The organism is Pseudomonas sp. s4 (assembly GCF_046764235.1).
In the GTDB taxonomy this organism is placed as follows: Bacteria; Pseudomonadota; Gammaproteobacteria; order Pseudomonadales; family Pseudomonadaceae; genus Aquipseudomonas; species Aquipseudomonas asiatica.
This window is the reverse complement of sequence record NZ_CP177209.1, coordinates 4938429-4963696: the sequence shown is the minus strand read 5'-3', so window position 1 is coordinate 4963696 and position 25268 is coordinate 4938429. Positions and strand designations below refer to the sequence as shown.

The following is a 25268-nucleotide window of genomic DNA, read 5'->3' as shown; positions in this document are numbered from 1 at the left end:
GAGCGGCCTTGTGTCGCGATGGGCTGCGCAGCAGCCCCGGCATTTTTTGCATCGATGCGGAGATCTGGGGCTGCTGCGCAGCCCATCGCGACACAAGGCCGCTCCTACAGGTTCCTGGCCCGCATGGGTAAAGTTCGAACCAGTCAGGAGTCATTGATGAGCACTGCACTACCTTCGCTTGGATTCGCCGGCATCGGCCTGATGGGCCTGCCCATGTGTCGGCGCCTGCTGGCAGCGGGTTACCCGCTGACGGTATGGAACCGCAGCCCGGACAAGTGCACTGCACTGGTCGCGGCTGGCGCGCGCCTGGCCAGCAGCCCTGCCGAACTGTGCCGCGACAGCGACATGGTGCTGCTGTGCCTGGCCGACACGGCCGTGGTCCGCGAGGTGGTGTTCGGCGAGCAAGGCATTGCCCAGGGCGGACGCAGCGGCCAGTTACTGGTCGATTTCTCCAGCCTGGAGCCAACCGCCACTCGTGAAATGGCCGCTGAACTGGCAGCGCTGTGCGGCATGGCCTGGCTGGACGCGCCAGTGTCCGGGGGCACCCCCGGGGCCGAAGCCGGCACCCTGGCGATCATGGTCGGTGGCGAGGCAGCCGACCTGGCGCGTGCGCGCCCGGTACTGCAGGTACTTGGCCAGCGCGTGACGCATATGGGCGCGGTGGGCGCAGGCCAGGTGACCAAGGCCTGCAACCAGATGATCGTGGCCTGCAATGCTCTGGTAATCGCCGAAGTGGTTGCCTTGGCTGAACAGTCCGGTGTCGACGCGACGCTGATCGCCGAAGCGCTGGCGGGCGGTTTTGCCGACTCCAGACCGTTGCAGATCCTCGCTCCGCAAATGGCCGAGAGCCGCTTCGAGCCGATCAAGTGGCATGTGCGCACGCTGCTCAAGGACCTCGATGGCGCGGTCAAGTTCTCCCGCGAGCAAGGCTCGGCGACGCCGCTCAGTGGCCTTGCCGCACAATTGATGCGCCTGCACGCAAGCCAGGGGTACCTGCAAAAGGATCCGGCGACCCTGGTTGAGCTGTATCGCAGCAAGGGCTGAATACGCCGCCCTTGTGCCGAACCCGCTCCAGTAGCGAGCGTAGTTCGGCAAGCGGCTCCGGGCGGCCCAGCAGGTAGCCCTGCAGGTAGTCGCAGCCGTGGGCTTGGAGAAACGCCAGCTGTTCGGCGGTTTCCACGCCCTCGCTGACCACCTGCAGATGCAGGGTATGCGCCATGACGATGATCGCCTGGACAATTTCGCGATCCTTCTGGCTGCCCGGCACATCCTGCAGGAAGCTGCGGTCGACCTTAAGCACGTCCAGCGGCAGGCGCTTGAGGTAGGCCAGCGACGAGTAGCCGGTGCCGAAGTCATCGATCGACAGCGCCACGCCCAGGGCGCGTATGCGCGTGAGCAGGTTTACCGTGCGCTGGATGTCACCCATCAAGGCGTTCTCGGTCACTTCCAGTTCCAGCTGTCGGGGTGCGAGCCCGGCGTGGAACAGCGCCTTTTCCACTTCGTTGGGCAGTTCGTCGTGACTGAGGGTGACGGCCGAACAATTGACCGTGACCTTGAGGTTTCCATGACCGTGGCGCTGCAGATAGGCCAGGTCGGCGCAGGCGTGGCGCAGCACCCACAGATCGAGGTCGATGATCAGCCCGTTGGCCTCGGCGATGGCGACAAAACGATCGGGCCCGAGCAGGCCGTGTTGCGGGTGTTGCCAGCGCACCAGGGCCTCAAGTTTGGCCACTTGCCTGCTGCGCAGGTCGAAGATCGGCTGGTAGTGCACGCATAGCCCATGTTCCTCGAGCAGCGCCACCCGCAGTTCCTCTTCCAGTTGCAGAGCAATCGAGGCCTGGGTCTTCAGGCTGTCGTTGAAGAAGTTCAGGCTGTTGCGCCCGTTACCCTTGGACTGGTACAGGGCAAGGTCTGCATGCTTGAGCAGCTCTTCGGCGGTGGTGCCGTCGTCGGGGAAGATGCTGATGCCGATGCTGGTGGTCATGACCATGCGCCGGCCGCCCAGGTTTATGGGCTCTTTCATCCTCTGCATGATGCGCTGGGCCAGGTGGCGGGCTTCGTCGCGGTTTGTGAGGCTGGTGACCACGCAGAACTCGTCGCCGCCCAGGCGTGCGACCAGGTCGCGGTTTCGGGTGGCGGCCTTGATGTGTCCGGCGATCACTTTGAGCAGTTCGTCGCCGGCGTCGTGACCGAGGCTGTCGTTTATGCGCTTGAAATGGTCGATGTCGAGGAACATCACCGCCAGGTGGCTTTGCGTGGCCTGGTGCTCGGCCAGGCGTTCGGCGAACACCTGGTTGAAACCGCGGCGGTTGACCAGGTTGGTCAGGGCGTCGTAGTGCGCGGCCTGCTGCAGCGAAGCGCGGGCCTGGTCCAGTTGGCTGAGCAGCACGCTGACCCGGCGCAGGTCGTGCTCCTTGCTTTGCAGCTTCTTGTCGGCCAGTGCGGTACTGATGCTGGCAGCACTGATCAGCATGGTGATGAAGCCGATGCCCAGTGCCAGTTGCAGGCTGTTGTCGCCAGAGGGCAGGCGCAGGGCGGTGTCGGCCGGGATGACCAGGGTCATGGCCGACATCGCGGTAAAGTGGGTGGCAACGATACCACCAGCCATCAGCAGGCTGGCGCCGTACTTCATGGCCTGGTGCAAGGTACCGCTGCCCTGCCGGAAGTAGCGGGCCAGGTATAGCGCGGTCAGGCTGGTGAGCAGGGAAATGGTGGCCGAGGCCAGCAGCAGGCCGGTCTGGTAGTACTGGCGGGCACCGGTTTCCAGGGCGGCCATGCCTACGAAGTGCATCAGGATGATGCCCAGGCCGATCAGTACCGCACTTCGCAGGTAATGGATTGCGCGCATCTGGCTGCGGTCGAGGCTGTGCATGGCCAGCCAGGCGACGGCCAGTGCGATGAGCAGCGAAAGGATGGTCAGGGACGCGTCGTAGTGCACTTCCACTGGTGCCCGGAAGGCCAGCATGCTGATGAAATGCATGGCCCAGATGCCACCTGCCAGGCAGCAGGCACCGAGCATGTTCCATTGTCGGTGGGCGGTGGGGTCTTCGCTGTGGGATTGTCGCTCGGCCATGTCCAGCGTGGCGAAGCAGGCCGCACAGGCGACGAGGTAGGCAAGCAGAACCAGGAACGGTTCATGCCGGCAATCGATGACGATGCGCCCGGTTGCCGGCAGGTCGGCGAACAGTTGCAGCCCCAGCCATTCCATGGAATGCCTCATGATCGAGTTTTCACTCGTCTGCGCTAAACCCTGTGCAGACTGTCCAGAGGCAGTATAGGAAGAGGTGTTTAAGCCTTCCTGACTAATGGCACATTGATTCCTACGATTTGGTTATGGAATCAATCGCCGCCAAGAATATTGGCTCGCATTTGTAGGAGCGGCCTTGTGTCGCGATGGGCTGCGCAGCAGCCCCAGATTTCTGCACTACCGCAAAAATGCTGGGGCTGCTGCGCAGCCCATCGCGACACAAGGCCGCTCCTACACGGGTGCGGGGAAAGACTAGCCAGCCACCAGCACGCGAATGGCTTCCAGGCGCAAGGCGGCCTTTTCCAGCATCGCCAGGCCCTCTTCACGCTGCTTGCGCAGCGCTTCGATCTCGCTGTCGCGCACGCTCGGGTTGACCGCTTGCAGGGCGACCAGACGGGCCAGTTCTTCGTCGGCCTCCGCCTTAAGGCGGCGCTGGGCCTCGGCCACGCGCTCGACGTGGGCCGGCATGACCTTGGCCTCGCCGCTGCCGATGCGCTGGGCCAGCACATCACGCTGGGCCTGGACGAACTTGTTGGCGCTGGCGCGTGGCACGCTTTCCAGCTGGTCGTTGAGGGTTTCGAAGGCCACGCGGGACGCCAGGTCGTTGCCGTTGGCATCGAGCAGGCAGCGCAATGCCGCCGGTGGCAGGTAACGCCCCAGTTGCAGGCTGCGCGGTGCCACCACCTCGCTGACGAACAGCAGTTCAAGCAGCACGGTCCCGGGTTTGAGCGCCTTGTTCTTGATCAGCGCCACAGCGGTGTTGCCCATCGAGCCGGACAGCACCAGATCCATGCCGCCTTGTACCATCGGGTGTTCCCAGGTGAGGAACTGCATGTCCTCGCGCGACAGCGCCTGGCCACGGTCGTAGGTGATGGTCACGCCTTCGTCGTCACCCAGCGGGAAGCTGGCGTCGAGCATCTTTTCGCTCGGCTTGAGGATCAGGGCGTTCTCGGAATGGTCTTCGCTGTCGATGCCGAAGGCGTCGAACAGGGTTTCCATGTAGATCGGCAGGGCGAACTGGTCGTCCTGTTCGAGAATGTCCTCGACCAGCGCCTGGCCTTCGCCGGCACCGCCGGAGTTGAGCTCCAGCAGACGGTCACGGCCGGTATGCAGTTCGGCTTCCAGGCGTTCGCGTTCGCTGCGGGCGTCGGCCACCAGGGCTTCCCAGGCCTTGCTTTCGCCACCTTCAAGCAGTGGCAGCAGGCGCGGGCCGAACTGATGTTGCAGGGCGTTGCCGGTAGGGCAGGTGTTGAGGAAGGCGTTGAGGCCTTCGTGGTACCACTGGAACAGGCGCTCTTGCGGGCTGTCCTGCAGGTACGGGATATGCAGCTGGATGGTGTGCTTCTGGCCGATACGGTCGAGGCGGCCGATGCGCTGTTCGAGCAGGTCGGGGTGCGCTGGCAGGTCGAACATCACCAGATGGTGGGCAAACTGGAAGTTGCGGCCTTCACTGCCGATCTCGGAGCAGATCAGCACCTGCGCGCCGAACTCTTCGTCAGCGAAGTAGGCGGCGGCGCGGTCGCGTTCGAGGATGCTCATGCCCTCATGGAACACCGAGGCCGGGATGCCGGAGCGCACGCGCAGGGCGTCCTCCAGGTCCATCGCGGTTTCGGCATGGGCGCAGATCACCAGCACCTTGGTACGCTTGAGCATCTTCAGGGTGTCGATCAGCCAGTCGACGCGCGGGTCGAAACGCCACCAGCGCTCGTCATCGGCCACCTCGCCCTGGGCCTGGAAGGCGACTTCCGGGTACAGCTCGGCATGTTCGCCGGCTGGCAGGTCGCGGTACTGCTCGGGCGTCGCCAGTGGGTAAGGGTGCAGCTGGCGCTCAGGGAAGCCCTGGATCGCCGCGCGGGTGTTACGGAATAGCACGCGGCCGGTGCCGTGGCGGTCGAGCAGCTCACGGATCAGGCGCGCGCTGGCCTGGGTATCGCCGTCGCTGACCGCAGCCAGCAAGGCTTCGCCTTCGGCACCCAGGAAGCCCTGGATGGTGGCGTGGGCCTTGGGCGACAGGCGGCCTTCGTCGAGCAGTTCCTGTACGGCTTCGGCCACCGGGCGATAGTGCTCGCTCTCGGCGCGGAAGGCGGCCAGGTCGTGGAAACGGTTGGGGTCGAGCAGGCGCAGGCGGGCGAAGTGACTGTCCTGGCCGAGCTGCTCGGGGGTGGCGGTGAGCAGCAGCACGCCCGGGATCACCTGGGCCAGCTGTTCGACCAGGCCGTATTCGGCGCTTACCTGGTCTTCGTGCCAGACAAGGTGGTGGGCTTCGTCCACCACCATCAGGTCCCAGCCAGCGGCGAACAGCGCGTCCTGGGCCTTTTCGTCTTCTACCAGCCACTCCAGGGCCACCAGCGCCAGCTGGGCATCCTCGAACGGGTTGCTGGCATCGCTTTCGATGAAACGCTCAGCGTCGAACAAGGCCACCTGCAGGTTGAAGCGGCGGCGCATTTCCACCAGCCACTGGTGCTGGAGGTTTTCCGGTACCAGGATCAGTACGCGGCTGGCGCGGCCAGACAGCAGCTGGCGGTGGATCACCAGGCCGGCTTCGATGGTTTTGCCCAGGCCTACTTCGTCGGCCAGCAAGACGCGCGGCGCGCTGCGGTCGGCGACTTCGCGGGCGATGTGCAACTGGTGGGCGATGGGTTGGGCACGGCAGCCGCCCAGGCCCCACAGCGCCGACTGCATCTGCTTGCTGGTGTGCTGCAGGGTGTTGTAGCGCAGGCTGAACCACGACAGCGGGTCGATCTGCCCGGCGAACAGGCGGTCGCTGGCCAGGCGGAACTGGATGAAGTTCGACAACTGGGTTTCTGGCAGGGTGCGCGGCTGGTTCTGCCCGTCCAGGCCGTGGTAGACCATCAGCCCGTCGATGTCCTCGACCTCGCGCACGGTCAACTTCCAGCCTTCGAAGTGGGTGATCTGGTCACCTGGCGAGAAGCGCACGCGGGTCAGCGGCGCATTGCGCAGGGAATACTGGCGGGTGTCGCCAGTGGCCGGGTAGAGCACGGTCAACAGGCGGCCATCCTGCGCCAGGATGGTACCCAGGCCGAGCTCGGCTTCGCTGTCGCTGATCCAGCGTTGCCCCGGTTGATACTGCTGCGCCATACTGCCTGAACTCCCGCGATGAAAAAGCCGGTTATGTTAACGGATCGGCCGGTCAGACCAAAGTGCCGAGCGCATCGAAAGGTGCCGAAGTGCGATAGGTAGCAACAGTCTAGCCGCTTCATCGTCCCCCACCGTGCTGCCGACGAGGGCTCCGGATCAACATGTCTGCCAAGCACCGCTGGATCAGCGCTTCGATGGCCGTGGGCAGCCTGTTGCTGCTGGCCGCCTGCGAGCAGAAAAACTTCGAGACCTTGCCCGCCATCCCGATCGAGCAGCTCGAGGTGCTGGGCGTGCAGACGCCGATCAAGAGCGTGCACTTTCTTGACCGCGACGGTGAAGGCCTGCTGGTGTTGAGCCGCAGCGATGGCCAGGCCAGCGACCCGGAAAGCGAGCAGGAAGTTGACAAGGTTGTACTCAAGGCCACGCTGTACGGGCGCAAGGCCGAAAATGACGCTTTCAAGGCGCGCTGGCAGATCGAACAGGAAACCACCTGCCCGGGCCTGGACCTGGATGTGGACTTCTATAACGACGTCAGCGATGTCGGCGACCTGAACAAGGACGGCGTCGCCGAGGTGACGGTTGCCAGCCACGCATTCTGTGGCGGTGGCATCGACCCGCACGACATCGCCATCGAGATGCGCGAAGGGCAGGCCAGCTACAGCATCACCGGCCAGTCGCTGATCACCCCGGCAGGTGAAGAGCCGATCGGCGGTGAGCGTGAGGACAGCGCCTCGCTCAAGGGCGCGCCGCAGGTGCTGCGCGAGCACATGGACGCGGTCTGGCAGCAGGTGTACAAGCGGCCCTGGAGTGAGGCCAGCCCGCCAAGCGACGACAACCCTGACGACGAAGCCGAATAAGTGTTGTGCATGCCATCAAGGTAAACCCGCGCCTGCCGATACAGGGGGCATAGGAGAACGTCCATGCTGCCACCGATCATTCCGCTCAGTGCCGCCCCGGTGACCTCGCAACAGGACCCGGTCAAGCCGACACCCGACATCAAGCCGGTGGTGCCGACCCAGCCTGCATCCGGTGAAAGTGCCATCGACCTCAAGCAGCAGCGTGACCCGCAGGAGCAGGCGCTGCTGCTGCGCGACGAGCAGCGCCGCCAGCAGCAACGTCGGCAGAAGGGCGAGGACGAACGCTACAGTGCAATGCCGGGTGACGAGGTCAACGCCGACAATACCGTGCCGGTGGCGCCGTTGATGGGCGAGCATGTACGCCAGGGGCTGCTGGTGGACATCGAAGTCTGACATGGGGCTGGTCAGCGCCAGCGCCTGGCTTCATCATGCAAGTCTCAGTTGATCGTCGAGCCCACCCATGAGCCAAGACAACCTCATCGATTTCGATGCCGAACGCGCCAAGCGCGTCCACGACCTCAAGGAAAAGCGCCTGAACGAAATGCGCAATGCGTTCGAGCAGGCCCTGCCGTTGAACAGTGCCAAGAAAAAGAAGCCCAAGGGCAAGCCGAAGAAGCGCTGAAACTTGACGCAGGTCAACCCTGCACTCGCCTCGCGTGCCCGGCCCCGGGCACCATTGACACCGATCAATTTTCCCCGCCTCCACATTGGTTAACTTGCACCCATCGGACAACGGCAAACGAATGGGGAGGCCAGCATGTTCTTCGACAACGTGGTTATCGCCGGAGTGGTAACGGTCGGGTTGATGGTCGCATTCTTTGCCGGTCTGGGCATTTTCATCTGGAAGGACTCGAACAAGCGCAAACCGCGCTGACCTTCCGGGTACACGAGCACGCAAGGCATTTAGGGCGACTTCGGTCGCCCATTTTTTTGCCTGCAATTTTTGTGTCGCCTGTCCCGGCCCTTTCGCAGCACAAGGCTGCTCCTACACAGTTTCTGTAGGAGCAGCCTTGTGCTGCGAAAGGGCCGGGACAGGACCATCTGCACCTCTTATAAAGATGATTAGCTAGCTAATTAATCGTTTCCGCTTTATCCTTCCCACCATTGTCTATCTTTCTACAAGACCATCCCCTCAAGGTCCGTCTCGTGCCCATCACCTTCCAGGCCCTGTTCGCTCCCAGCAGCCTCGCCCTCAAGTTCGCCATCAAGACCCTGCTCGGTGGCGGCCTGGCCCTGTGGCTGGCGATGCGCTGGGGCCTGGAGCAACCGTCCTGGGCCCTGATGACCGCTTTCATCGTCGCCCAGCCGTTGTCAGGCATGGTGGTGCAGAAGGGCCTGGCGCGGCTGGCCGGCACCCTGGTCGGCACATTTATGTCGGTGCTGTTCATCGGTCTGTTTGCCCAGACCCCCGGTCTGTTCCTGCTCACCTTGGCCCTGTGGCTGGCCCTGTGTACCGCCGCCTCCACACAGTTGCGCAGCGCCTGGGCCTATGCCTTCGTGTTGGCAGGCTACACGGCGGCGATCATTGCCCTGCCGGCCATCGATCACCCATTGCAGGTGTTCGACCAGGCCGTGGCGCGCTGCACCGAGATCTGCCTGGGTATCTTCTGTGCCACCGCCAGCAGCGCCTTGCTCTGGCCCATGCGGGTAGAGCAGCAACTGGGCGGGCAGGCCCGTCAGGCCTGGCAGAACGGCCTGCAGGCCGCCAGTGCCATGCTGGGCGGTGAAGACGAGGCGCGCAAAGGCCTGCTGGAGAGCCTGGGGCGTATCGTTGCCATCGACAGCCAACGCGAACACGCCTGGTTCGAAGGCAATCGCGGGCGCCAACGCGCTCGTGCCATTCGCGGCCTGAGCCAGAAACTGATGGTGCTGCTGCGCATTTCCCGTTCGGTGCGCCGCCAGTGGCGGCAACTTGATGAGGGCGAGGCCGAACGCCTGGCGCCCTGGCTGGAGGAGGTGCGCGCACTGTTGGGCAAGCCCGATCAGCCGAGCCTTTTGCTTCTGCGCCAGCGTATCTGGGATGCTGCCCACGATGATCAGATCAGCCCGGCGGAGCACTTTTGCCTGGCACGCATGGCACTGCTGCTGGATTACGCCATGGCTGCCAGCCAGGCGCTGGAGGATGTGGAGGCGGGCAGGGCGCCCAAGGATGTGTCTCAGGGCCTGGCCGCGCACCGCGACTGGTCGCTGGCCTTGCTGTTCGGCTCACGCAGTGCGCTGGCCTTTCTGGTGATGAGTGGTTTCTGGCTGGCCACCGCCTGGCCTTCGGCACCGGGTGGCCTGGTGCTGACCTGTGTGGTCTGCAGCCTGTTCGCCAGCCGCGAGAATGGCGCGCAGATCGGCCTGAGCTTTTTACGAGGGATCCTCCTGGCAATACCGGCGGCGTTTCTGGTCGGGCAAATTCTGCTGCCGCAATGGAGCAGCTTCGCCATGCTCTGCCTGGGCATGGGGGTGCCGCTGTTTCTTGGTGCGCTGGGCATGGCTCACCCGCGGACCGGGGCCACGGCTACTTCTTATTGCCTGCATTTCATCGTGCTGGTGTCGCCGCTCAACGCCATGCAGTTCGGCGTGGCCACCATGCTCAACAGTGCCTTGGCCATGCTGGTGGGTGTGTCGGCGGCGGTGATGGCCTTCCGCTTGTTGGTGTTTCGCCACCCGGCCTGGCTGGGCCAGCGCCTGCGCGCGGCGACCCAGAATGACCTGGTGCGCCTGACCCGGCGCGACCTGCGCGGGGCCGACAGTTGGTTTGGCGGGCGCATGGCCGACCGCCTGATGCAACTGGCGCGGCATGCCGGCGACCTGCCCGAGAGCGAACGCAAGCGCTGGGACGACGGCCTGCACGGCCTGGATATCGGCGACGAACTGGTGCATTTGCGCATGTGCCTGGCGGTCGCCCAGGCCCCGTTGGGACGGGCCGAGCGCGAATACCTGCAGCAGGTAGAGGCAGTGCTGGCCAAAGGGCCGGCGCCAGGGTGTGGGCAGAGCCTGGATGCCGCAAGCGAACAGTTCATTGGCGCCTTGCGCCGTCTACCCTCCAGCGATCCGCTGCGGTTGGCCGAAGGGGCGGTGCTGCAACTGCAAAAAAGCTGGGGCAAGTGGTGCCGTTGGCAGGAGGAATCCCATGGGGTTGCGTGAGTGGGAATTGGGCGGCGTGCTGTTCAGCCCTTTCCTGGTTTATGTGTTGATGGCGCTGGTGCTTACCGGCGTGTTGCGTCTGGTGGTGCAGGCCACGCCGTTGGGGCGCTGGATCTGGCATGAAGCGCTGTTCGATGCGGCGTTGTTCGTTTGTGTGTTGTTCCTGGTAGTGCGACTGCTGGGAGCTTTATAAAGGAGTGTTTCGATGCGTGCGGCCGTACGTACCCTGGTCACCTTGTGTGTGGTGGCCCTTGCCGTCTTCGCCGGCTATCAGCTGTGGCAGTACTACATGCTCACCCCCTGGACCCGCGATGCCCGTGTGCGCGCCGATGTGGTGGTGATCGCCCCCGATGTGTCCGGCTGGGTGCGCGAGCTGAAGGCCCGTGACAATCAGCAGGTCAAGGCCGGCGACCTGCTGATGAGCATCGACCGCGAACGCTTCCAGGCTGCTTTCGACCAAGCCAGCGCGGTGACCGAAACCCGCAGCCAGCAACTGCGCCTGCGCGAGCGTGAAGCGGCCCGGCGTACCGCACTTGGGCCGGAGGCGATCAGTGCCGAATTGCGGGAAAACGCCCAGATCAATGCGGCCATCGCCCGCGGTGAGCTGCATGAGGCCGAGGCACAATTGCAGGTCGCCAAAATCAACCTGGCGCGCAGTGAAGTGCGGGCGCCGCGCAGCGGGCATATCACCAACCTGCGCCTGGCCGAGGGCAACTATGTGAACACCGGGGAGGCGGTGATGGCCCTGGTGGACGATTCAACCTTCTATATCCAGGCCTATTTCGAGGAAACCAAGCTGCCACGCATTCGTGTGGGGGATGCGGTGAAGGTCTGGCTGATGGGCGCGGGCGAACCGATGCAAGGGCATGTGGAAAGCATCAGCCGTGGTATCACCGACCGCAACAGCAACCCCGACAGCCAGTTGCTGCCGGAGGTCGAGCCGACCTTCAACTGGGTGCGATTGGCGCAGCGGATACCGGTAAGGATTCGCCTGGACCAGGTGCCGGAGGGGGTGACCCTGAGTGCGGGAATGACGGCCAGTGTGCAGGTGCATGAGGAGCAGAGTCGGCCGTGAGGGCCAAAGGGGCTGCTAAGCAGCCCCAGATCCTCGATTTCAGAGGAACATCCCGCCCGAAACCTCCAGCCGTTGCCCGTTGATCCAGCCGTTGCCATCTTCCAGCAACAGCGCAATCGCTGCCCCGATATCATCCGGCAAGCCCACCCGCCCCAGCGCCGTGTTGCCGGCAATGTATTCATTAACCTGTCGGTTATCCCGCACCACGCCGCCGCCAAAATCGGTCTCGATCGCCCCCGGCGCCAGAATGTTCACACGGATCCCACGTGCTCCCAGTTCCTTGGCCTGATAGCGGGTCAGCACCTCCATCGCCCCCTTCATCGCGGCATAGGCGGCATACCCCGGTAGCGCAAAGCGCGCCAGGCCAGTGGAAATGTTGACGATGCGGCCATTGTCGACCAGCAACGGCAGCAGGCGCTGGGTAAGGAAGAACGGACCTTTCAGCTGGATTTTCAGCAACTGGTCGAACTGTGCCTCGCTGGTTTCGGTGTATGGCACGTTCAATCCGATCCCGGCATTGTTCACCAGAAAGTCGAAGCGCTCGTGGCCAAAGTGTTGCTGCAGGGTTGCGCCGAGGCATTCGGCGAAGCCGGCAAAGCTGGCGCTGTCGCTGACGTCCAGTTGCAGCATGATGGCCTTGACCCCGGCCTGCTCCAGCCGGGCGGCGACGGCATGGGCTTCCTCCGCCTTGCTGTGGTAAGTGCCGATGACATCGATGCCGCGTGCGGCCAGGTGTTCTGCGGTGTTGCGGCCCAGGCCGCGGCTGGCGCCAGTGATCAGGGCAATCTTGCGGGTCATGGTGAAAACCTCATGGTGGGCTGATGAGCACAGGTTATTGGTCGGTGTGGTGCTGTTAAATCCAGCGAATATGGAAATACTGTTCGGTAAAACCGGATAGACGAGGGCTGAATTGAACAAGCTGGAGTTGTTGCGCACCTTTGTTCGTGTCTGCGAGGTCAGCAGTTTCACCCTGGCTGCCGAGAGCTTGGGGCTGCCCCGTTCGACTGTGTCGGAGCAGGTCAGGGCGCTCGAGCGTTTGCTGGGTACGCAGCTGTTCAACCGCACCACCCGCCGGGTACAGGCGACCCAGGATGGCGCCTTGCTGTACGAGCGCAGCAAGGACCTGCTGTCGGGCATGGACGAAATCGAGGGCTTGTTCCGCGCCGACGATGCCGAGCTGGCCGGGCGCCTGCGCGTCGATCTGCCGACAATGATGGCCCGGCGGGTCATCATCCCGGCGTTGCCGCAGTTTCTGCAGCGCTTCCCGCGCCTGGAGGTGGAGCTCAGTTGTACCGACCGCCAGGTCGACCTGCTGCGTGAAGGCTTCGATTGCGTGATGCGCATTGGTGCCCTGCATGACCTGGATGTGGTGGCGCGCCCGGTCGGCCAACTGAGCATGCGCAACTGTGCCAGCCCTGCCTACCTTGCACGCTACGGCGTGCCGCGCACGCTGCAGGACCTGGCCGAGCATCACTTGGTGCATTACGTGCGCACTCTGGGGGGGCGTAGTGCCGGTTTCGAATTTCTGCAGGACGGTGAACTGCATTTCCAGGCCATGGCCGGCGTGGTCACAGTGAACAATGCCGAGGCCTACTCGGCGGCCTGCCTGGCCGGGCTGGGGCTGATCCAGGTACCGGCGGTGGGCGTGGCCGAGCACCTGCAGCGCGGTGAGCTGGTTTCGGTACTGGAAGGCTGGCAGGCGCCGGCCATGCCCGTATCACTGCTTTATGCCCGGCAACGGCACGTGCCACGCCGGGTGCAGGCCTTCATGCAATGGTTGGGCGAGGTGCTGCATTCACAGGTTGACGGTGGTCGCTGATCGATGAAAACCGTGGCGCCTGTGTGATGGCTTGCGTTAGGCTGCCAGTCACGAGTTGCCCGGCAGAGGCAACCCTTTCCCGCCTGGCGTGCGTATCTTCCGATTTCATTGCGAGGTTACGTCATGGCCATCACTTCACAGGACATCTGCAACGCTGCCGACCAGCTCAAGGGCTTTGTCGGTTTTCATGGCAAGCGCGGCGTGCATATCGTGCGTTTTTCCGAAGACTCTTTCGGCATGGACGTGGCCGATGCCAGCATCACGCCCTGCAGCGAGTTTGTCTGGCGGCCCGAGCAAGGGCAGCGCATGGCTCTTTGCCGCGAACGGCTGGCGCTGTTGCTGGAGCAGCATGTGGATGACCGTTTGAACATCGGTGAACCGCTGCGCACCTACCTGCGCCGGCGCGACCTGCCGGAAATCGTGGCTGAGCGCAGCTTGCGGCAGCTGTGCTGAAAATCCCTGTAGGAGCGGGCTGCGCAAGCTTTCAAACTTACGCTACAGGTAGGGCGCCGAGCGCTGGGATGCCTGCTGCAACAACGCCTCGAGCCCCGCACTGTTCAGAGGCCTGCTCAGGTAATAGCCTTGCACTTCATGGCAACGGTCCTTCTGCAGTGCCCTGAGCTGCTGCTCGCTTTCCACTCCTTCGGCCGTCACCGTCAGCCCCATCGCTTCGCCCAGGTTGATGATGGCCTGGACCACGGCGCGGTCGCTGCCAGCGGTGTTGTTCAGCCCGCCGATAAAGCGTTTGTCGATCTTGATGCTGTCGAACGGGTAGGTGCGCAAGTAGCCCAGCGACGAGTAGCCGGTGCCGAAGTCGTCCATGTTCAGGCGAACGCCGAGCTCCTTGAGCGACAGCATTGTGCCCAGTGCGCCTTCGATGTCATTGAGCATCACGTTCTCGGTAATTTCCAGCTCCAGGCGCTGTGCGGGGAAAGCGGTTTCCAGCAGGATCTCGCGTACATCCGCCACCACATCGCTGCGCTGGAACTGCGCAGGTGACAGGTTCACAGACACCAGAACATCGGCGGGCCAGTCATGGGCAGTGCGGCAGGCTTCGCGCAACACCCAGCGGCCCAGCGCGACAATGATGTCACTCTGTTCGGCCAAGGGGATGAAGGTGTCCGGCCCCAGCAACCCTTCCTGCGGATGCTGCCAGCGCAGCAAGGCCTCGACTGCGACGATGCGCAGGTCGCTGAGGCGGTAGCGCGGCTGGTAGTGCAGCTCGAATTCCTGGTTGCGCAGGGCTCGCCGCATGTCGTTCTCCAGTTGGCGGCGGTACTGGATCTGCTGGTTCATTTCGGCAGCGAAATAGCGCCAGGTGCTCTTGCCGTCGGCCTTGGCCTGGTACAGGGCGATATCGGCGCAGCGGATCAGCTCGCCGGCATCGAAGCCCTGGGTACGGGTCTGGGCGACTCCGATGCTGGCGCCAACGTGCAGGGGCTGGTTATCGAAGATGATCGGTTGTTGCAGCAGGCTGATCAGGCGCGCACAGAAACGGTCGATCTCGCTGCGGTTGTCCATGCCGCCGAGCACCAGGAGGAACTCGTCGCCGCCCAAACGCGCGACCAGGTCGCCGTCGCGGGTAGTGTCGCGCAGGCGGTTCGCTACCTCCTGCAGCACCGCGTCACCGGCGGCATGGCCGAGAGAGTCGTTGATCGGCTTGAAGTTGTCCAGGTCCAGCAGCAGCAAGGTCAGTGGTGGCGAGTCGCTCCCACGTAACAGCGCCTGTTCCAGGTGGCGGGCTAGCTTGTTGCGGTTGGCCAGGCCGGTCAGCGGGTCGTGCAGCGACAGGTGCTGGATGCGTGCATGGGCATCGACTTCGTCGGTGATGTCACTGGCGGTGCCACGGAAACCGACGGGCTTGTCGTCGTACCAGATGGCGCGGGCCGAAATCCGGCAGTAGCGGTTCTGGCCATTCTGGTCGCGGTAGGTGCAGCGCAGGTTGGCCAGTTGTTGCGGGTCGGCCGCGGCCAGGGCATCCAGCCACGGCGAGAGCGGCGTGGTATCGCAGGCCAGTAACTGATTGAGCGGGTGGCCGAGCCAGTCGTCCACCGGGTAACCGGTAACGTTGACAAAACGTTGTGACAGATAGGTGAGGCGTTGCTGCCGATCAGTTTCCCAGATCCAGTCGGATGCCGACTCGGCCACCGCGCGAAAACGCTGCTCGCTGGCCTCCAGGGCCTGGTTGCTCTGCTGCAGATCGGCGAGCGTGAGGTCGATCGCGCGCGAACTGCGCAAGGCATGACGGAACAGGTAGAGCATGACCAGGCCAAGTATCAGCAAGGCTCCCGACAGCGGGGGCAACACAGCACGCAGCAACTGGTGCCCTGGCAGCGGGCTGCTCCAGGACAGGTGGTAGCCGGTATCGCCGAGGTCGATGCGCAGGTGGCCGTGCTCGCCCACATCATCTTTCTCCACGTGCATGCCGGTCAGGCCGGCACCGCTGCTCAGTTGCGCCAGCTTGTCCTCGGTGAGCTGGTCGACAAACAGCATTACCGGCGCCTGGCTGACCTCGCTCTCGGTAACATCCCGGTCCGGGCGCACCGCCGCAGCACTGAGCACGGCCGGCCAACCGTTGAACAGGACGAAACGGGTGATCTGTTCACGTGGGATGGCCGCCGCCCGGGCCTGGTCGATGATTGGCTGCAGCGCTGCATCGATATAGGTATTGGCCGCCGCCTGGGTAGGCTGGCCTCTGAACAAGGCGTAGGTGGTGCGTGCGTCCTCCACCACGAACACTCCCTCATAGCCGCTGGCGCTGTACAGCGACTCGCCCACGTTCTTTTCTTCGTAGGCCCATTTCCAGTCGGCCTGCCCCGCCAGGTGTTCGAAGGCAGCATCCCATACGGCGTAGCTGGACAGGAATTGGCGCGATGCGAGCAACCGTTGCTCCAGCGCCTTGGATGCCTGCGAGGCGCTGCGCTGGCGCTCCTGATGGTCAAGAGTACCCGCGATATTGAACAGGGCGCCGACGATGACCAGGCAAGCCAGGCCGAAAACTGCGCTGAAGCCGGCAATCAAGCGACGCACCTGGAAGCGCGGGGTGGGGCTGGCGGGTGGAGGGTTGGCGGTCCTGGCCATGCGCGAGCGGCTCCTTCAGGCAGCCTCCCGCCAGTTAGTCAGGAAGGAGGTTCAATCAGGATAGGCCAGCCTGAGCGTTGCAGCGTCGCTGCGGGCAAAATTGACCTGGTCGCGCCCGGCATGCTTGGCGGTATACAGCGCCTTGTCCGCCTGTTCGAGCCAGTGCTCGGGTGACTCCAGGTCGGCCTCGAATGCCGAAAGGCCGATGCTCAGGCTGATGCGCAGGTGCGGCAACTGCGGGTTGCGGTAGCTGGCGACCCGCTCGCGCAGGCGCTCCATGGCCAGGCACGCTTCGGCTTCGCTGGTATCCGGCAAGATTACGCAGAATTCGTCACCGCCGTAGCGCCCGGCCTGGTCGCCTTCGCGTAGGTTGTGCCGCAGCTCGGCGCCGAGTTGGCGCAGCACACAGTCGCCGACAACGTGACCGAACGTGTCGTTGATGGTCTTGAAGTGGTCGATGTCGATCAGGGCAATCACCGCGTGCCCCTTTTGCTGCTGGCAGGCCTGGAACTTCAGCAGCAGCAGGTCTTTCCAGGCACCGTGGTTGAGCAGGCCGGTCAGGCTGTCGGTGAGGCTCAGGGTGCTCAGTCGGCGCTTGTGGTCGGCCAGCTTGATCGCCAGCTGGTAGCAGACCCAGCCTAGCGCCAGTGGATAGAGCGTCAGCATCGGCAGGCAGGCATAGACCTGCAGGGGTGTGGCATTCAGTTGCAGGCCGGGGCCCAGCAACAATGTGGCGATGAGCATGCCGGCCAACTGGGCCAGCATCCCGCGAACGACCATGCGTTTGCCGCCGGCGGCGACGTTGTTCATGGTCATCATCGAAAGCACGGTCACACTGGGCAATGGATTGAAATGCATGGCGGCGGTCCAGAACCCACCCATCAGGGAGTCCAGAACCAGGTTGCGCTGTTCTGCCTGGTAGGGCGTGGCCGAACGGGCTGCCCACAGGTAGGCCACATGTGGCCACAACAGGCCGTTGAACAGCACCAGCAGCCATGCCCAGATGGGCGGTGACAGCGGCGCCATGGCGGCCATGACACTGAACAGGCCGATTCCCAGGCCGATGACCCGCGGCAGGTAGATGCGTTTGGCGAATGAAAGTCCTTTGCCGCTGCGTTTATCCATCTTGATCATCGTTCTTCTGCTGAAGCACCGTTTATCGCATAACTCGCATGAATATTGTTGAACAGTGTTTCATCGACGAAAAATGACCTTACAAGCCAATTCATGGTTGATCCGATCACTGTGGGGTAGCATGAAGGCTTTCCTGTTGCTCGGAGTGTTGCTGATGGTCCCTTTGGCCAACCCCGCCGGCGAGCCGGCGCCACAGCGGGAAGGGCGTTTTCACAACCAGGCGTCGTTGCCACAGGATGGCGTATTGAAGAAGCTGCGCATCGGGCTCAAATACCTGTTCCTGCGCAAACCGCCGGAAACCCGGCCGGCCACACCGGTCAGCCTCCAGCCCATGACCCGCCAGCAGGTGCTCGATGCGCCCGACCGCAGCCTGTGGCGCCTGGGCCATTCCACAGTATTGCTCAAGCTGCGTGGGCGCTTCTTTATTACCGACCCGGTATTCGCCGAGCGCGCCTCGCCAGTGCAGTGGGCCGGCCCGCTGCGTTTCCATGCGCCACCCTTGGCACTGGACCAATTGCCGCCATTGGCTGCGGTGGTACTGTCCCACGATCACTTCGATCATCTGGACGAACAGGCGATTCGCCAACTTGCACCGCGAACAAGTGTGTTCCTGGCCCCGCTGGGCGTAGGCAACCTGCTGATTACCTGGGGCGTGGCACCGGCGAAGGTGCGGCAGCTGGACTGGTGGCAGGAAAGCGAGGTCGAGGGCGTAAGCTTTGTCGCCACCCCGGCTCAGCACTTTTCCGGGCGTGGGCTGCTGGACAGCAACCGGACCTTGTGGGCGTCGTGGGTGATCGTCGACGAGGATGTGCGGGTATTCTTCAGTGGCGATACCGGCTACTTCGATGGGTTCAAGCAGATTGGCGAGCGCTTCGGGCCGTTCGACCTGACCTTGATCGAGACCGGGGCCTACAACGTCGCCTGGCCCGATGTGCACATGCAGCCGGAGCAGAGCCTGCAGGCCCATCTGGATTTACGCGGGCGTTGGCTGTTGCCGATTCACAACGGCACTTTCGACCTGTCCATCCATGGTTGGCAGGAACCGTTCGAACGCATCCTGGCGCTGGCCAACCAGGCACAGGTGCGCCTGAGCACCCCGCAGATGGGGGAGCGGGTCAGCCTTGACTCTCCACACGCCGGGCAGAACTGGTGGCAGCCACGGCCCTTGCGTCAGCGGGGCCAACCGAACGAGCGCGTGGTTGCGGCACGCTGAAGTTCATTCGTTGCCGTTTTTGCGGCGCGCTGAGGGTGGCCGGTTCTCTTTCAGTAGCCGCGAGGGCGGTTTGCCGCTGTCGCTGCGCACCTGTGCATGGCTGATCAATCCGAAGATGAAACTGCCGCCGATGATGTTGCCCGCCAGTGTCGGCAGGGCGAACTCCAGCCAGAAACTGCTCCAGGTTTCATCGCCGGCCCAGACCAGATAGGACACCTCGACTGAGCCGACCACTATATGGGTGAAGTCGCCCAGGGCCATCAGATAGGTGATCATCAGGATGATCCAGATCTTGGCATGTTCCATCGACGGGATCATCCAGACCATTGTGGCGATCATCCACCCCGATACGATGCCTTTGGCGAACATCTGGCTGACATCGTTCTTCATGACCTTGCGGCCAACCTCCAGGAAGGCCACGTCGGTCTTGCTGTCGAAGATCGGCAGCTCCAGCATTACCCAGGCCACCAGCAGGGTACCGGCGAGGTTGCCAAGCAGTACCACGCTCCAAAGGCGCAGCAGGCGCCCGAAGTTGGCCAGGGTGGGGGCAGTCATTACCGGCAACACGGCGGTCAGGGTGTTTTCGGTGAACAACTGCTGACGCGCCAGTATCACTGCAAGGAAGCCTGCGCTATAGCCGATGCTGGCGATAACCTGGGCACTGTCCCCCTCCGGCAGGCGTGCGTAGAACAGCCCCATGGCCATGAGCGACAGCCCCATGGACAAGCCTGCGGCCAGTGCCGACCACCACAGTGCGGCGAGTGTTCGTTCCAGTTCCTGATCGCCCTGGTAACGAATGATCTCGTGCAGTACTGCCGCGCGGGGCGGTTGGTTAAGGCTGACTTCCTGCTCCTCGTCCGCCGACAGGCCCGGGGTTTTCTCGCTTTGCGCATCGCTCATGGCCGCTACGCTCCGTTGGGTGGTGTTTCTCTACAGATTCGCGGCGCTTTCATTAGTTGCCGACGAAGGTAAAACGCTGGCAGAAAGTTTTTTCAGATCAAGGTGTTGACTCTGATCTCAAAGCGCGTATTATTCGCCTCCTCGCAGCGTTGAACGCTTCGAGGCAAGCGGTAAGTTGTTGAAGTTGAAAGGTTTCGAAAGAAATCGGTTGTAAAAAACTTCAAAATAAACGCTTGACAGCAAATGAGGAAAGCGTAAAATGCGCGCCTCGGTTGAGACGAAAGGCTCTTAACCAAACGCTCTTTAACAAATCGAATCAAGCAATTCGTGTGGGTGCTTGTGAGTACGGACTGATAGTCACAAAGATTATCAGCATCACAAGTGGCCATGCGAGAAATCACATAGTCATTTGAGATTGCTGAGCCAAGTTTAGGGTTTCTTAAAAACCCAAGCAGCATTGAACTGAAGAGTTTGATCATGGCTCAGATTGAACGCTGGCGGCAGGCCTAACACATGCAAGTCGAGCGGATGACGGGAGCTTGCTCCTTGATTCAGCGGCGGACGGGTGAGTAATGCCTAGGAATCTGCCTGGTAGTGGGGGACAACGTTTCGAAAGGAACGCTAATACCGCATACGTCCTACGGGAGAAAGCAGGGGACCTTCGGGCCTTGCGCTATCAGATGAGCCTAGGTCGGATTAGCTAGTTGGTGAGGTAATGGCTCACCAAGGCGACGATCCGTAACTGGTCTGAGAGGATGATCAGTCACACTGGAACTGAGACACGGTCCAGACTCCTACGGGAGGCAGCAGTGGGGAATATTGGACAATGGGCGAAAGCCTGATCCAGCCATGCCGCGTGTGTGAAGAAGGTCTTCGGATTGTAAAGCACTTTAAGTTGGGAGGAAGGGCAGTAAGCTAATACCTTGCTGTTTTGACGTTACCGACAGAATAAGCACCGGCTAACTCTGTGCCAGCAGCCGCGGTAATACAGAGGGTGCAAGCGTTAATCGGAATTACTGGGCGTAAAGCGCGCGTAGGTGGTTCGTTAAGTTGGATGTGAAAGCCCCGGGCTCAACCTGGGAACTGCATCCAAAACTGGCGAGCTAGAGTACGGTAGAGGGTGGTGGAATTTCCTGTGTAGCGGTGAAATGCGTAGATATAGGAAGGAACACCAGTGGCGAAGGCGACCACCTGGACTGATACTGACACTGAGGTGCGAAAGCGTGGGGAGCAAACAGGATTAGATACCCTGGTAGTCCACGCCGTAAACGATGTCAACTAGCCGTTGGAATCCTTGAGATTTTAGTGGCGCAGCTAACGCATTAAGTTGACCGCCTGGGGAGTACGGCCGCAAGGTTAAAACTCAAATGAATTGACGGGGGCCCGCACAAGCGGTGGAGCATGTGGTTTAATTCGAAGCAACGCGAAGAACCTTACCAGGCCTTGACATGCAGAGAACTTTCCAGAGATGGATTGGTGCCTTCGGGAACTCTGACACAGGTGCTGCATGGCTGTCGTCAGCTCGTGTCGTGAGATGTTGGGTTAAGTCCCGTAACGAGCGCAACCCTTGTCCTTAGTTACCAGCACGTTATGGTGGGCACTCTAAGGAGACTGCCGGTGACAAACCGGAGGAAGGTGGGGATGACGTCAAGTCATCATGGCCCTTACGGCCTGGGCTACACACGTGCTACAATGGTCGGTACAGAGGGTTGCCAAGCCGCGAGGTGGAGCTAATCTCACAAAACCGATCGTAGTCCGGATCGCAGTCTGCAACTCGACTGCGTGAAGTCGGAATCGCTAGTAATCGCGAATCAGAATGTCGCGGTGAATACGTTCCCGGGCCTTGTACACACCGCCCGTCACACCATGGGAGTGGGTTGCACCAGAAGTAGCTAGTCTAACCTTCGGGAGGACGGTTACCACGGTGTGATTCATGACTGGGGTGAAGTCGTAACAAGGTAGCCGTAGGGGAACCTGCGGCTGGATCACCTCCTTAATCGACGACATCAGCCTGCTGATGAGCTCCCACACGAATTGCTTGATTCATGGTTGAAGACGATCAAGATCCTGTATGGATCTTGTGTTGTTGCTGGTCAGAACTTGGAAATGAGCATTCGTTTCGAATGTTGATTTCTGACTTTTGTCAGATCGTTCTTTAAAAATTCGGATATGTGATAGATATAGACTGATGACCAGTTTCACTGCTGGTTAATCAGGCTAAGGTAAAATTTGTGAGTTCTGCTCGAAAGAGCAACATGCGAATTTTCGGCGAATGTCGTCTTCACAGTATAACCAGATTGCTTGGGGTTATATGGTCAAGTGAAGAAGCGCATACGGTGGATGCCTTGGCAGTCAGAGGCGATGAAAGACGTGGTAGCCTGCGATAAGCTTTGGGGAGTCGGCAAACAGACTGTGATCCAGAGATCTCTGAATGGGGGAACCCACTCAGCATAAGCTGAGTATCTTGTACTGAATACATAGGTGCAAGAGGCGAACCAGGGGAACTGAAACATCTAAGTACCCTGAGGAAAAGAAATCAACCGAGATTCCCTTAGTAGTGGCGAGCGAACGGGGACCAGCCCTTAAGTTGATTTGAGATTAGTGGAACGCTCTGGAAAGTGCGGCCATAGTGGGTGATAGCCCCGTACACGAAAATCTCTTATCAATGAAATCGAGTAGGACGGAGCACGAGAAACTTTGTCTGAATATGGGGGGACCATCCTCCAAGGCTAAATACTACTGACTGACCGATAGTGAACCAGTACCGTGAGGGAAAGGCGAAAAGAACCCCGGAGAGGGGAGTGAAATAGAACCTGAAACCGTATGCGTACAAGCAGTGGGAGCCTACTTTGTTAGGTGACTGCGTACCTTTTGTATAATGGGTCAGCGACTTATATTCAGTGGCGAGCTTAACCGAATAGGGGAGGCGTAGCGAAAGCGAGTCTTAATAGGGCGTTTAGTCGCTGGGTATAGACCCGAAACCGGGCGATCTATCCATGGGCAGGTTGAAGGTTAGGTAACACTGACTGGAGGACCGAACCGACTACCGTTGAAAAGTTAGCGGATGACCTGTGGATCGGAGTGAAAGGCTAATCAAGCTCGGAGATAGCTGGTTCTCCTCGAAAGCTATTTAGGTAGCGCCTCATGTATCACTCCAGGGGGTAGAGCACTGTTTCGGCTAGGGGGTCATCCCGACTTACCAAACCGATGCAAACTCCGAATACCTGGAAGTGCCGAGCATGGGAGACACACGGCGGGTGCTAACGTCCGTCGTGAAAAGGGAAACAACCCAGACCGTCAGCTAAGGTCCCAAAGTCATGGTTAAGTGGGAAACGATGTGGGAAGGCTTAGACAGCTAGGAGGTTGGCTTAGAAGCAGCCACCCTTTAAAGAAAGCGTAATAGCTCACTAGTCGAGTCGGCCTGCGCGGAAGATGTAACGGGGCTCAAACCATGCACCGAAGCTACGGGTGTCATCTTTGATGACGCGGTAGAGGAGCGTTCTGTAAGCCTGTGAAGGTGAGTTGAGAAGCTTGCTGGAGGTATCAGAAGTGCGAATGCTGACATGAGTAACGACAATGCGAGTGAAAAACTCGCACGCCGAAAGACCAAGGTTTCCTGCGCAACGTTAATCGACGCAGGGTTAGTCGGTCCCTAAGGCGAGGCTGAAAAGCGTAGTCGATGGAAAACAGGTTAATATTCCTGTACTTCCAGTTATTGCGATGGAGGGACGGAGAAGGTTAGGCCAGCCTGGCGTTGGTTGTCCAGGTTTAAGGTGGTAGGCTGAAATCTTAGGCAAATCCGGGATTTCAAGGCCGAGAGCTGATGACGAGTTGCCTCTAGGCGACGAAGTGGTTGATACCATGCTTCCAAGAAAAGCTCCTAAGCTTCAGATAACTGGGAACCGTACCCCAAACCGACACAGGTGGTTAGGTAGAGAATACCAAGGCGCTTGAGAGAACTCGGGTGAAGGAACTAGGCAAAATGGCACCGTAACTTCGGGAGAAGGTGCGCCGGCGAGGGTGAAGGACTTGCTCCGTAAGCCCATGCCGGTCGAAGATACCAGGCCGCTGCGACTGTTTATTAAAAACACAGCACTCTGCAAACACGAAAGTGGACGTATAGGGTGTGACGCCTGCCCGGTGCCGGAAGGTTAATTGATGGGGTTAGCGCAAGCGAAGCTCTTGATCGAAGCCCCGGTAAACGGCGGCCGTAACTATAACGGTCCTAAGGTAGCGAAATTCCTTGTCGGGTAAGTTCCGACCTGCACGAATGGCGTAACGATGGCGGCGCTGTCTCCACCCGAGACTCAGTGAAATTGAAATCGCTGTGAAGATGCAGTGTATCCGCGGCTAGACGGAAAGACCCCGTGAACCTTTACTATAGCTTTGCACTGGACTTTGAATTTGCTTGTGTAGGATAGGTGGGAGGCTTTGAAGTGGGGACGCCAGTTCTCATGGAGCCATCCTTGAAATACCACCCTGGCAACTTTGAGGTTCTAACTCAGGTCCGTTATCCGGATCGAGGACAGTGTATGGTGGGTAGTTTGACTGGGGCGGTCTCCTCCCAAAGAGTAACGGAGGAGTACGAAGGTGCGCTCAGACCGGTCGGAAATCGGTCGTAGAGTATAAAGGCAAAAGCGCGCTTGACTGCGAGACAAACACGTCGAGCAGGTACGAAAGTAGGTCTTAGTGATCCGGTGGTTCTGTATGGAAGGGCCATCGCTCAACGGATAAAAGGTACTCCGGGGATAACAGGCTGATACCGCCCAAGAGTTCATATCGACGGCGGTGTTTGGCACCTCGATGTCGGCTCATCACATCCTGGGGCTGAAGCCGGTCCCAAGGGTATGGCTGTTCGCCATTTAAAGTGGTACGCGAGCTGGGTTTAGAACGTCGTGAGACAGTTCGGTCCCTATCTGCCGTGGACGTTTGAGATTTGAGAGGGGCTGCTCCTAGTACGAGAGGACCGGAGTGGACGAACCTCTGGTGTTCCGGTTGTCACGCCAGTGGCATTGCCGGGTAGCTATGTTCGGAAGAGATAACCGCTGAAAGCATCTAAGCGGGAAACTTGCCTCAAGATGAGATCTCACTGGGATCTTGAATCCCCTGAAGGGCCGTCGAAGACTACGACGTTGATAGGTTGGGTGTGTAAGCGCTGTGAGGCGTTGAGCTAACCAATACTAATTGCCCGTGAGGCTTGACCATATAACACCCAAGCAATTTGCTAGCGCAGATTGCGGTGGTGAAGACGAAGCAACCGAAAGTTCGCAACATCACAAATATCGCATATCCGAATTCGCTGGGCTGTCCATCTGGACATTCTGGCAACAGAATTTCTTGACGACCATAGAGCATTGGAACCACCTGATCCCATCCCGAACTCAGCAGTGAAACGATGCATCGCCGATGGTAGTGTGGGGTTTCCCCATGTGAGAGTAGGTCATCGTCAAGATTCATTTCGCAAAACCCCTATCTGCGCATGCAGGTAGGGGTTTTGTCTTTCTGGCCAATAAGTCCCAGACCTGCACAACCTTCCTCTGTGGGAGCGGGCGCGCCCGCGAAGCAGGCGACGCGGTGTACGGCACCGGCTTCGCCGGTGTTCGCGGTTCGACGCCTCGACTTGCCCGCACCCACAACTCCTACTCTGAGCGCGCAATACCCAGCTGCGAAAATATTCCCGTCACATTCACGTGACTTTCCCGCGTCCA

At 60.9% G+C, this 25268-nt stretch carries 17 protein-coding genes and 3 rRNA genes; 14 read left to right on the top strand and 6 right to left on the bottom strand.

Annotation, left to right across the window (positions count from 1 at the left end):
* Positions 1–156: 156 nt before the first annotated feature.
* Positions 157–1044, top strand: coding sequence for an NAD(P)-dependent oxidoreductase (locus ACK56M_RS23045; RefSeq protein ID WP_015271527.1), 888 nt, complete (start codon positions 157–159; stop codon positions 1042–1044).
* Here the strand turns inward: ACK56M_RS23045 and ACK56M_RS23040 are convergent.
* Both ACK56M_RS23040 and rapA read right to left on the bottom strand, forming a co-directional pair.
* Positions 944–3208 carry a putative bifunctional diguanylate cyclase/phosphodiesterase gene (locus tag ACK56M_RS23040; protein WP_411959638.1) on the bottom strand — a complete coding sequence of 755 codons (2265 nt, stop codon included), beginning with the start codon at positions 3206–3208 and terminating at the stop codon, positions 944–946. The two genes, ACK56M_RS23045 and ACK56M_RS23040, sit on opposite strands and share 101 nt — an antisense overlap.
* A gap of 291 nt (positions 3209–3499) precedes the next feature.
* Positions 3500–6346: an RNA polymerase-associated protein RapA gene (gene rapA, locus ACK56M_RS23035; protein WP_041505639.1), complete on the bottom strand. Its 2847-nt coding sequence runs from the start codon at positions 6344–6346 to the stop codon at positions 3500–3502.
* A gap of 161 nt (positions 6347–6507) precedes the next feature.
* Between rapA and ACK56M_RS23030 the strand changes: the two genes are divergently transcribed.
* The 7 genes from ACK56M_RS23030 (at position 6508) to ACK56M_RS23000 (ending at position 11413) form a co-directional block, all read left to right on the top strand.
* Positions 6508–7203 (top strand): M949_RS01915 family surface polysaccharide biosynthesis protein, encoded by a 696-nt coding sequence (locus tag ACK56M_RS23030; protein WP_015271525.1) that lies wholly within the window; start codon positions 6508–6510, stop codon positions 7201–7203.
* A gap of 63 nt (positions 7204–7266) precedes the next feature.
* Positions 7267–7596, top strand: a complete 330-nt coding sequence (locus ACK56M_RS23025; RefSeq protein ID WP_015271524.1) for a hypothetical protein — start codon at positions 7267–7269, stop codon at positions 7594–7596.
* Between the two features lie 67 nt (positions 7597–7663).
* Complete coding sequence (locus ACK56M_RS23020) at positions 7664–7825, top strand: hypothetical protein (RefSeq protein ID WP_003258944.1); 162 nt, start codon at positions 7664–7666, stop codon at positions 7823–7825.
* A 135-nt stretch (positions 7826–7960) separates the two neighbouring features.
* Entirely contained in the window at positions 7961–8077 is a 117-nt protein-coding gene (gene ccoM / locus ACK56M_RS23015; protein WP_003254862.1) for a cytochrome c oxidase subunit CcoM, read from the top strand.
* A gap of 272 nt (positions 8078–8349) precedes the next feature.
* On the top strand, positions 8350–10338 hold the full coding sequence (locus tag ACK56M_RS23010; RefSeq protein WP_054573717.1) for an FUSC family protein: 1989 nt from the start codon (positions 8350–8352) through the stop codon (positions 10336–10338).
* Positions 10325–10531 carry a DUF1656 domain-containing protein gene (locus tag ACK56M_RS23005; protein WP_013973910.1) on the top strand — a complete coding sequence of 69 codons (207 nt, stop codon included), beginning with the start codon at positions 10325–10327 and terminating at the stop codon, positions 10529–10531. Before ACK56M_RS23010 ends, ACK56M_RS23005 begins: the two co-directional genes overlap by 14 nt.
* A 12-nt stretch (positions 10532–10543) precedes the next feature.
* Positions 10544–11413: an HlyD family secretion protein gene (locus ACK56M_RS23000; RefSeq protein WP_015271522.1), complete on the top strand. Its 870-nt coding sequence runs from the start codon at positions 10544–10546 to the stop codon at positions 11411–11413.
* Between the two features lie 39 nt (positions 11414–11452).
* Here the strand turns inward: ACK56M_RS23000 and ACK56M_RS22995 are convergent, their stop codons facing one another.
* Entirely contained in the window at positions 11453–12211 is a 759-nt protein-coding gene (locus tag ACK56M_RS22995) for an SDR family NAD(P)-dependent oxidoreductase (protein ID WP_015271521.1), read from the bottom strand.
* A 112-nt stretch (positions 12212–12323) separates the two neighbouring features.
* Between ACK56M_RS22995 and ACK56M_RS22990 the strand changes: the two genes are divergently transcribed.
* On the top strand, positions 12324–13232 hold the full coding sequence (locus ACK56M_RS22990; RefSeq protein WP_015271520.1) for a LysR family transcriptional regulator: 909 nt from the start codon (positions 12324–12326) through the stop codon (positions 13230–13232).
* Positions 13233–13355: 123 nt separating this feature from the next.
* Complete coding sequence (locus ACK56M_RS22985; protein ID WP_015271519.1) at positions 13356–13685, top strand: DUF2025 family protein; 330 nt, start codon at positions 13356–13358, stop codon at positions 13683–13685.
* A gap of 42 nt (positions 13686–13727) precedes the next feature.
* Here ACK56M_RS22985 and ACK56M_RS22980 read toward each other — a convergent pair whose 3' ends face one another.
* Together ACK56M_RS22980 and ACK56M_RS22975 are read right to left on the bottom strand one after the other, a co-directional pair.
* Positions 13728–16313 (bottom strand): EAL domain-containing protein, encoded by a 2586-nt coding sequence (locus tag ACK56M_RS22980; RefSeq protein WP_015271518.1) that lies wholly within the window; start codon positions 16311–16313, stop codon positions 13728–13730.
* Positions 16314–16364: 51 nt separating this feature from the next.
* A complete protein-coding gene (locus tag ACK56M_RS22975; RefSeq protein ID WP_043936262.1) occupies positions 16365–17438 on the bottom strand; it encodes a diguanylate cyclase in 1074 nt (357 codons plus the stop codon).
* Between the two features lie 130 nt (positions 17439–17568).
* Here ACK56M_RS22975 and ACK56M_RS22970 point away from each other — a divergent pair, with 130 nt between their 5' ends.
* Entirely contained in the window at positions 17569–18660 is a 1092-nt protein-coding gene (locus tag ACK56M_RS22970; RefSeq protein WP_411959091.1) for an MBL fold metallo-hydrolase, read from the top strand.
* A 3-nt stretch (positions 18661–18663) separates the two neighbouring features.
* Here the strand turns inward: ACK56M_RS22970 and ACK56M_RS22965 are convergent, their stop codons facing one another.
* Positions 18664–19560: a formate/nitrite transporter family protein gene (locus ACK56M_RS22965; RefSeq protein WP_015271515.1), complete on the bottom strand. Its 897-nt coding sequence runs from the start codon at positions 19558–19560 to the stop codon at positions 18664–18666.
* Between the two features lie 459 nt (positions 19561–20019).
* Here ACK56M_RS22965 and ACK56M_RS22960 point away from each other — a divergent pair.
* The 3 genes from ACK56M_RS22960 (at position 20020) to rrf (ending at position 25012) form a co-directional block, all read left to right on the top strand.
* Positions 20020–21556 (top strand): 16S ribosomal RNA (locus ACK56M_RS22960).
* Between the two features lie 317 nt (positions 21557–21873).
* Positions 21874–24765 (top strand): 23S ribosomal RNA (locus ACK56M_RS22955).
* Between the two features lie 131 nt (positions 24766–24896).
* Positions 24897–25012, top strand: a 5S ribosomal RNA gene (gene rrf / locus ACK56M_RS22950).
* The 16S, 23S and 5S rRNA genes sit together here, the layout of an rRNA operon.
* The last annotated feature ends 256 nt before the right edge of the window (positions 25013–25268 follow it).

What these genes read in the sequence shown, in the direction of transcription:
- ACK56M_RS22995 (WP_015271521.1), bottom strand. Translation starts at nt 12,211, where the DNA reads ATGACCCGCAAGATTGCCCTGATCACTGGCGCCAGCCGCGGCCTGGGC.
- ACK56M_RS22970 (WP_411959091.1), top strand. Translation starts at nt 17,569, where the DNA reads ATGAAGGCTTTCCTGTTGCTCGGAGTGTTGCTGATGGTCCCTTTGGCC.
- rapA (WP_041505639.1), bottom strand. Translation starts at nt 6,346, where the DNA reads ATGGCGCAGCAGTATCAACCGGGGCAACGCTGGATCAGCGACAGCGAA.
- ACK56M_RS22975 (WP_043936262.1), bottom strand. Translation starts at nt 17,438, where the DNA reads ATGGATAAACGCAGCGGCAAAGGACTTTCATTCGCCAAACGCATCTAC.
- ACK56M_RS23025 (WP_015271524.1), top strand. Translation starts at nt 7,267, where the DNA reads ATGCTGCCACCGATCATTCCGCTCAGTGCCGCCCCGGTGACCTCGCAA.
- ACK56M_RS23020 (WP_003258944.1), top strand. Translation starts at nt 7,664, where the DNA reads ATGAGCCAAGACAACCTCATCGATTTCGATGCCGAACGCGCCAAGCGC.
- ACK56M_RS23030 (WP_015271525.1), top strand. Translation starts at nt 6,508, where the DNA reads ATGTCTGCCAAGCACCGCTGGATCAGCGCTTCGATGGCCGTGGGCAGC.
- ACK56M_RS22980 (WP_015271518.1), bottom strand. Translation starts at nt 16,313, where the DNA reads ATGGCCAGGACCGCCAACCCTCCACCCGCCAGCCCCACCCCGCGCTTC.
- ACK56M_RS23000 (WP_015271522.1), top strand. Translation starts at nt 10,544, where the DNA reads ATGCGTGCGGCCGTACGTACCCTGGTCACCTTGTGTGTGGTGGCCCTT.
- ACK56M_RS22985 (WP_015271519.1), top strand. Translation starts at nt 13,356, where the DNA reads ATGGCCATCACTTCACAGGACATCTGCAACGCTGCCGACCAGCTCAAG.
- ACK56M_RS22965 (WP_015271515.1), bottom strand. Translation starts at nt 19,560, where the DNA reads ATGAGCGATGCGCAAAGCGAGAAAACCCCGGGCCTGTCGGCGGACGAG.
- ACK56M_RS23040 (WP_411959638.1), bottom strand. Translation starts at nt 3,208, where the DNA reads ATGGAATGGCTGGGGCTGCAACTGTTCGCCGACCTGCCGGCAACCGGG.
- ACK56M_RS23005 (WP_013973910.1), top strand. Translation starts at nt 10,325, where the DNA reads ATGGGGTTGCGTGAGTGGGAATTGGGCGGCGTGCTGTTCAGCCCTTTC.
- ccoM (WP_003254862.1), top strand. Translation starts at nt 7,961, where the DNA reads ATGTTCTTCGACAACGTGGTTATCGCCGGAGTGGTAACGGTCGGGTTG.
- ACK56M_RS23045 (WP_015271527.1), top strand. Translation starts at nt 157, where the DNA reads ATGAGCACTGCACTACCTTCGCTTGGATTCGCCGGCATCGGCCTGATG.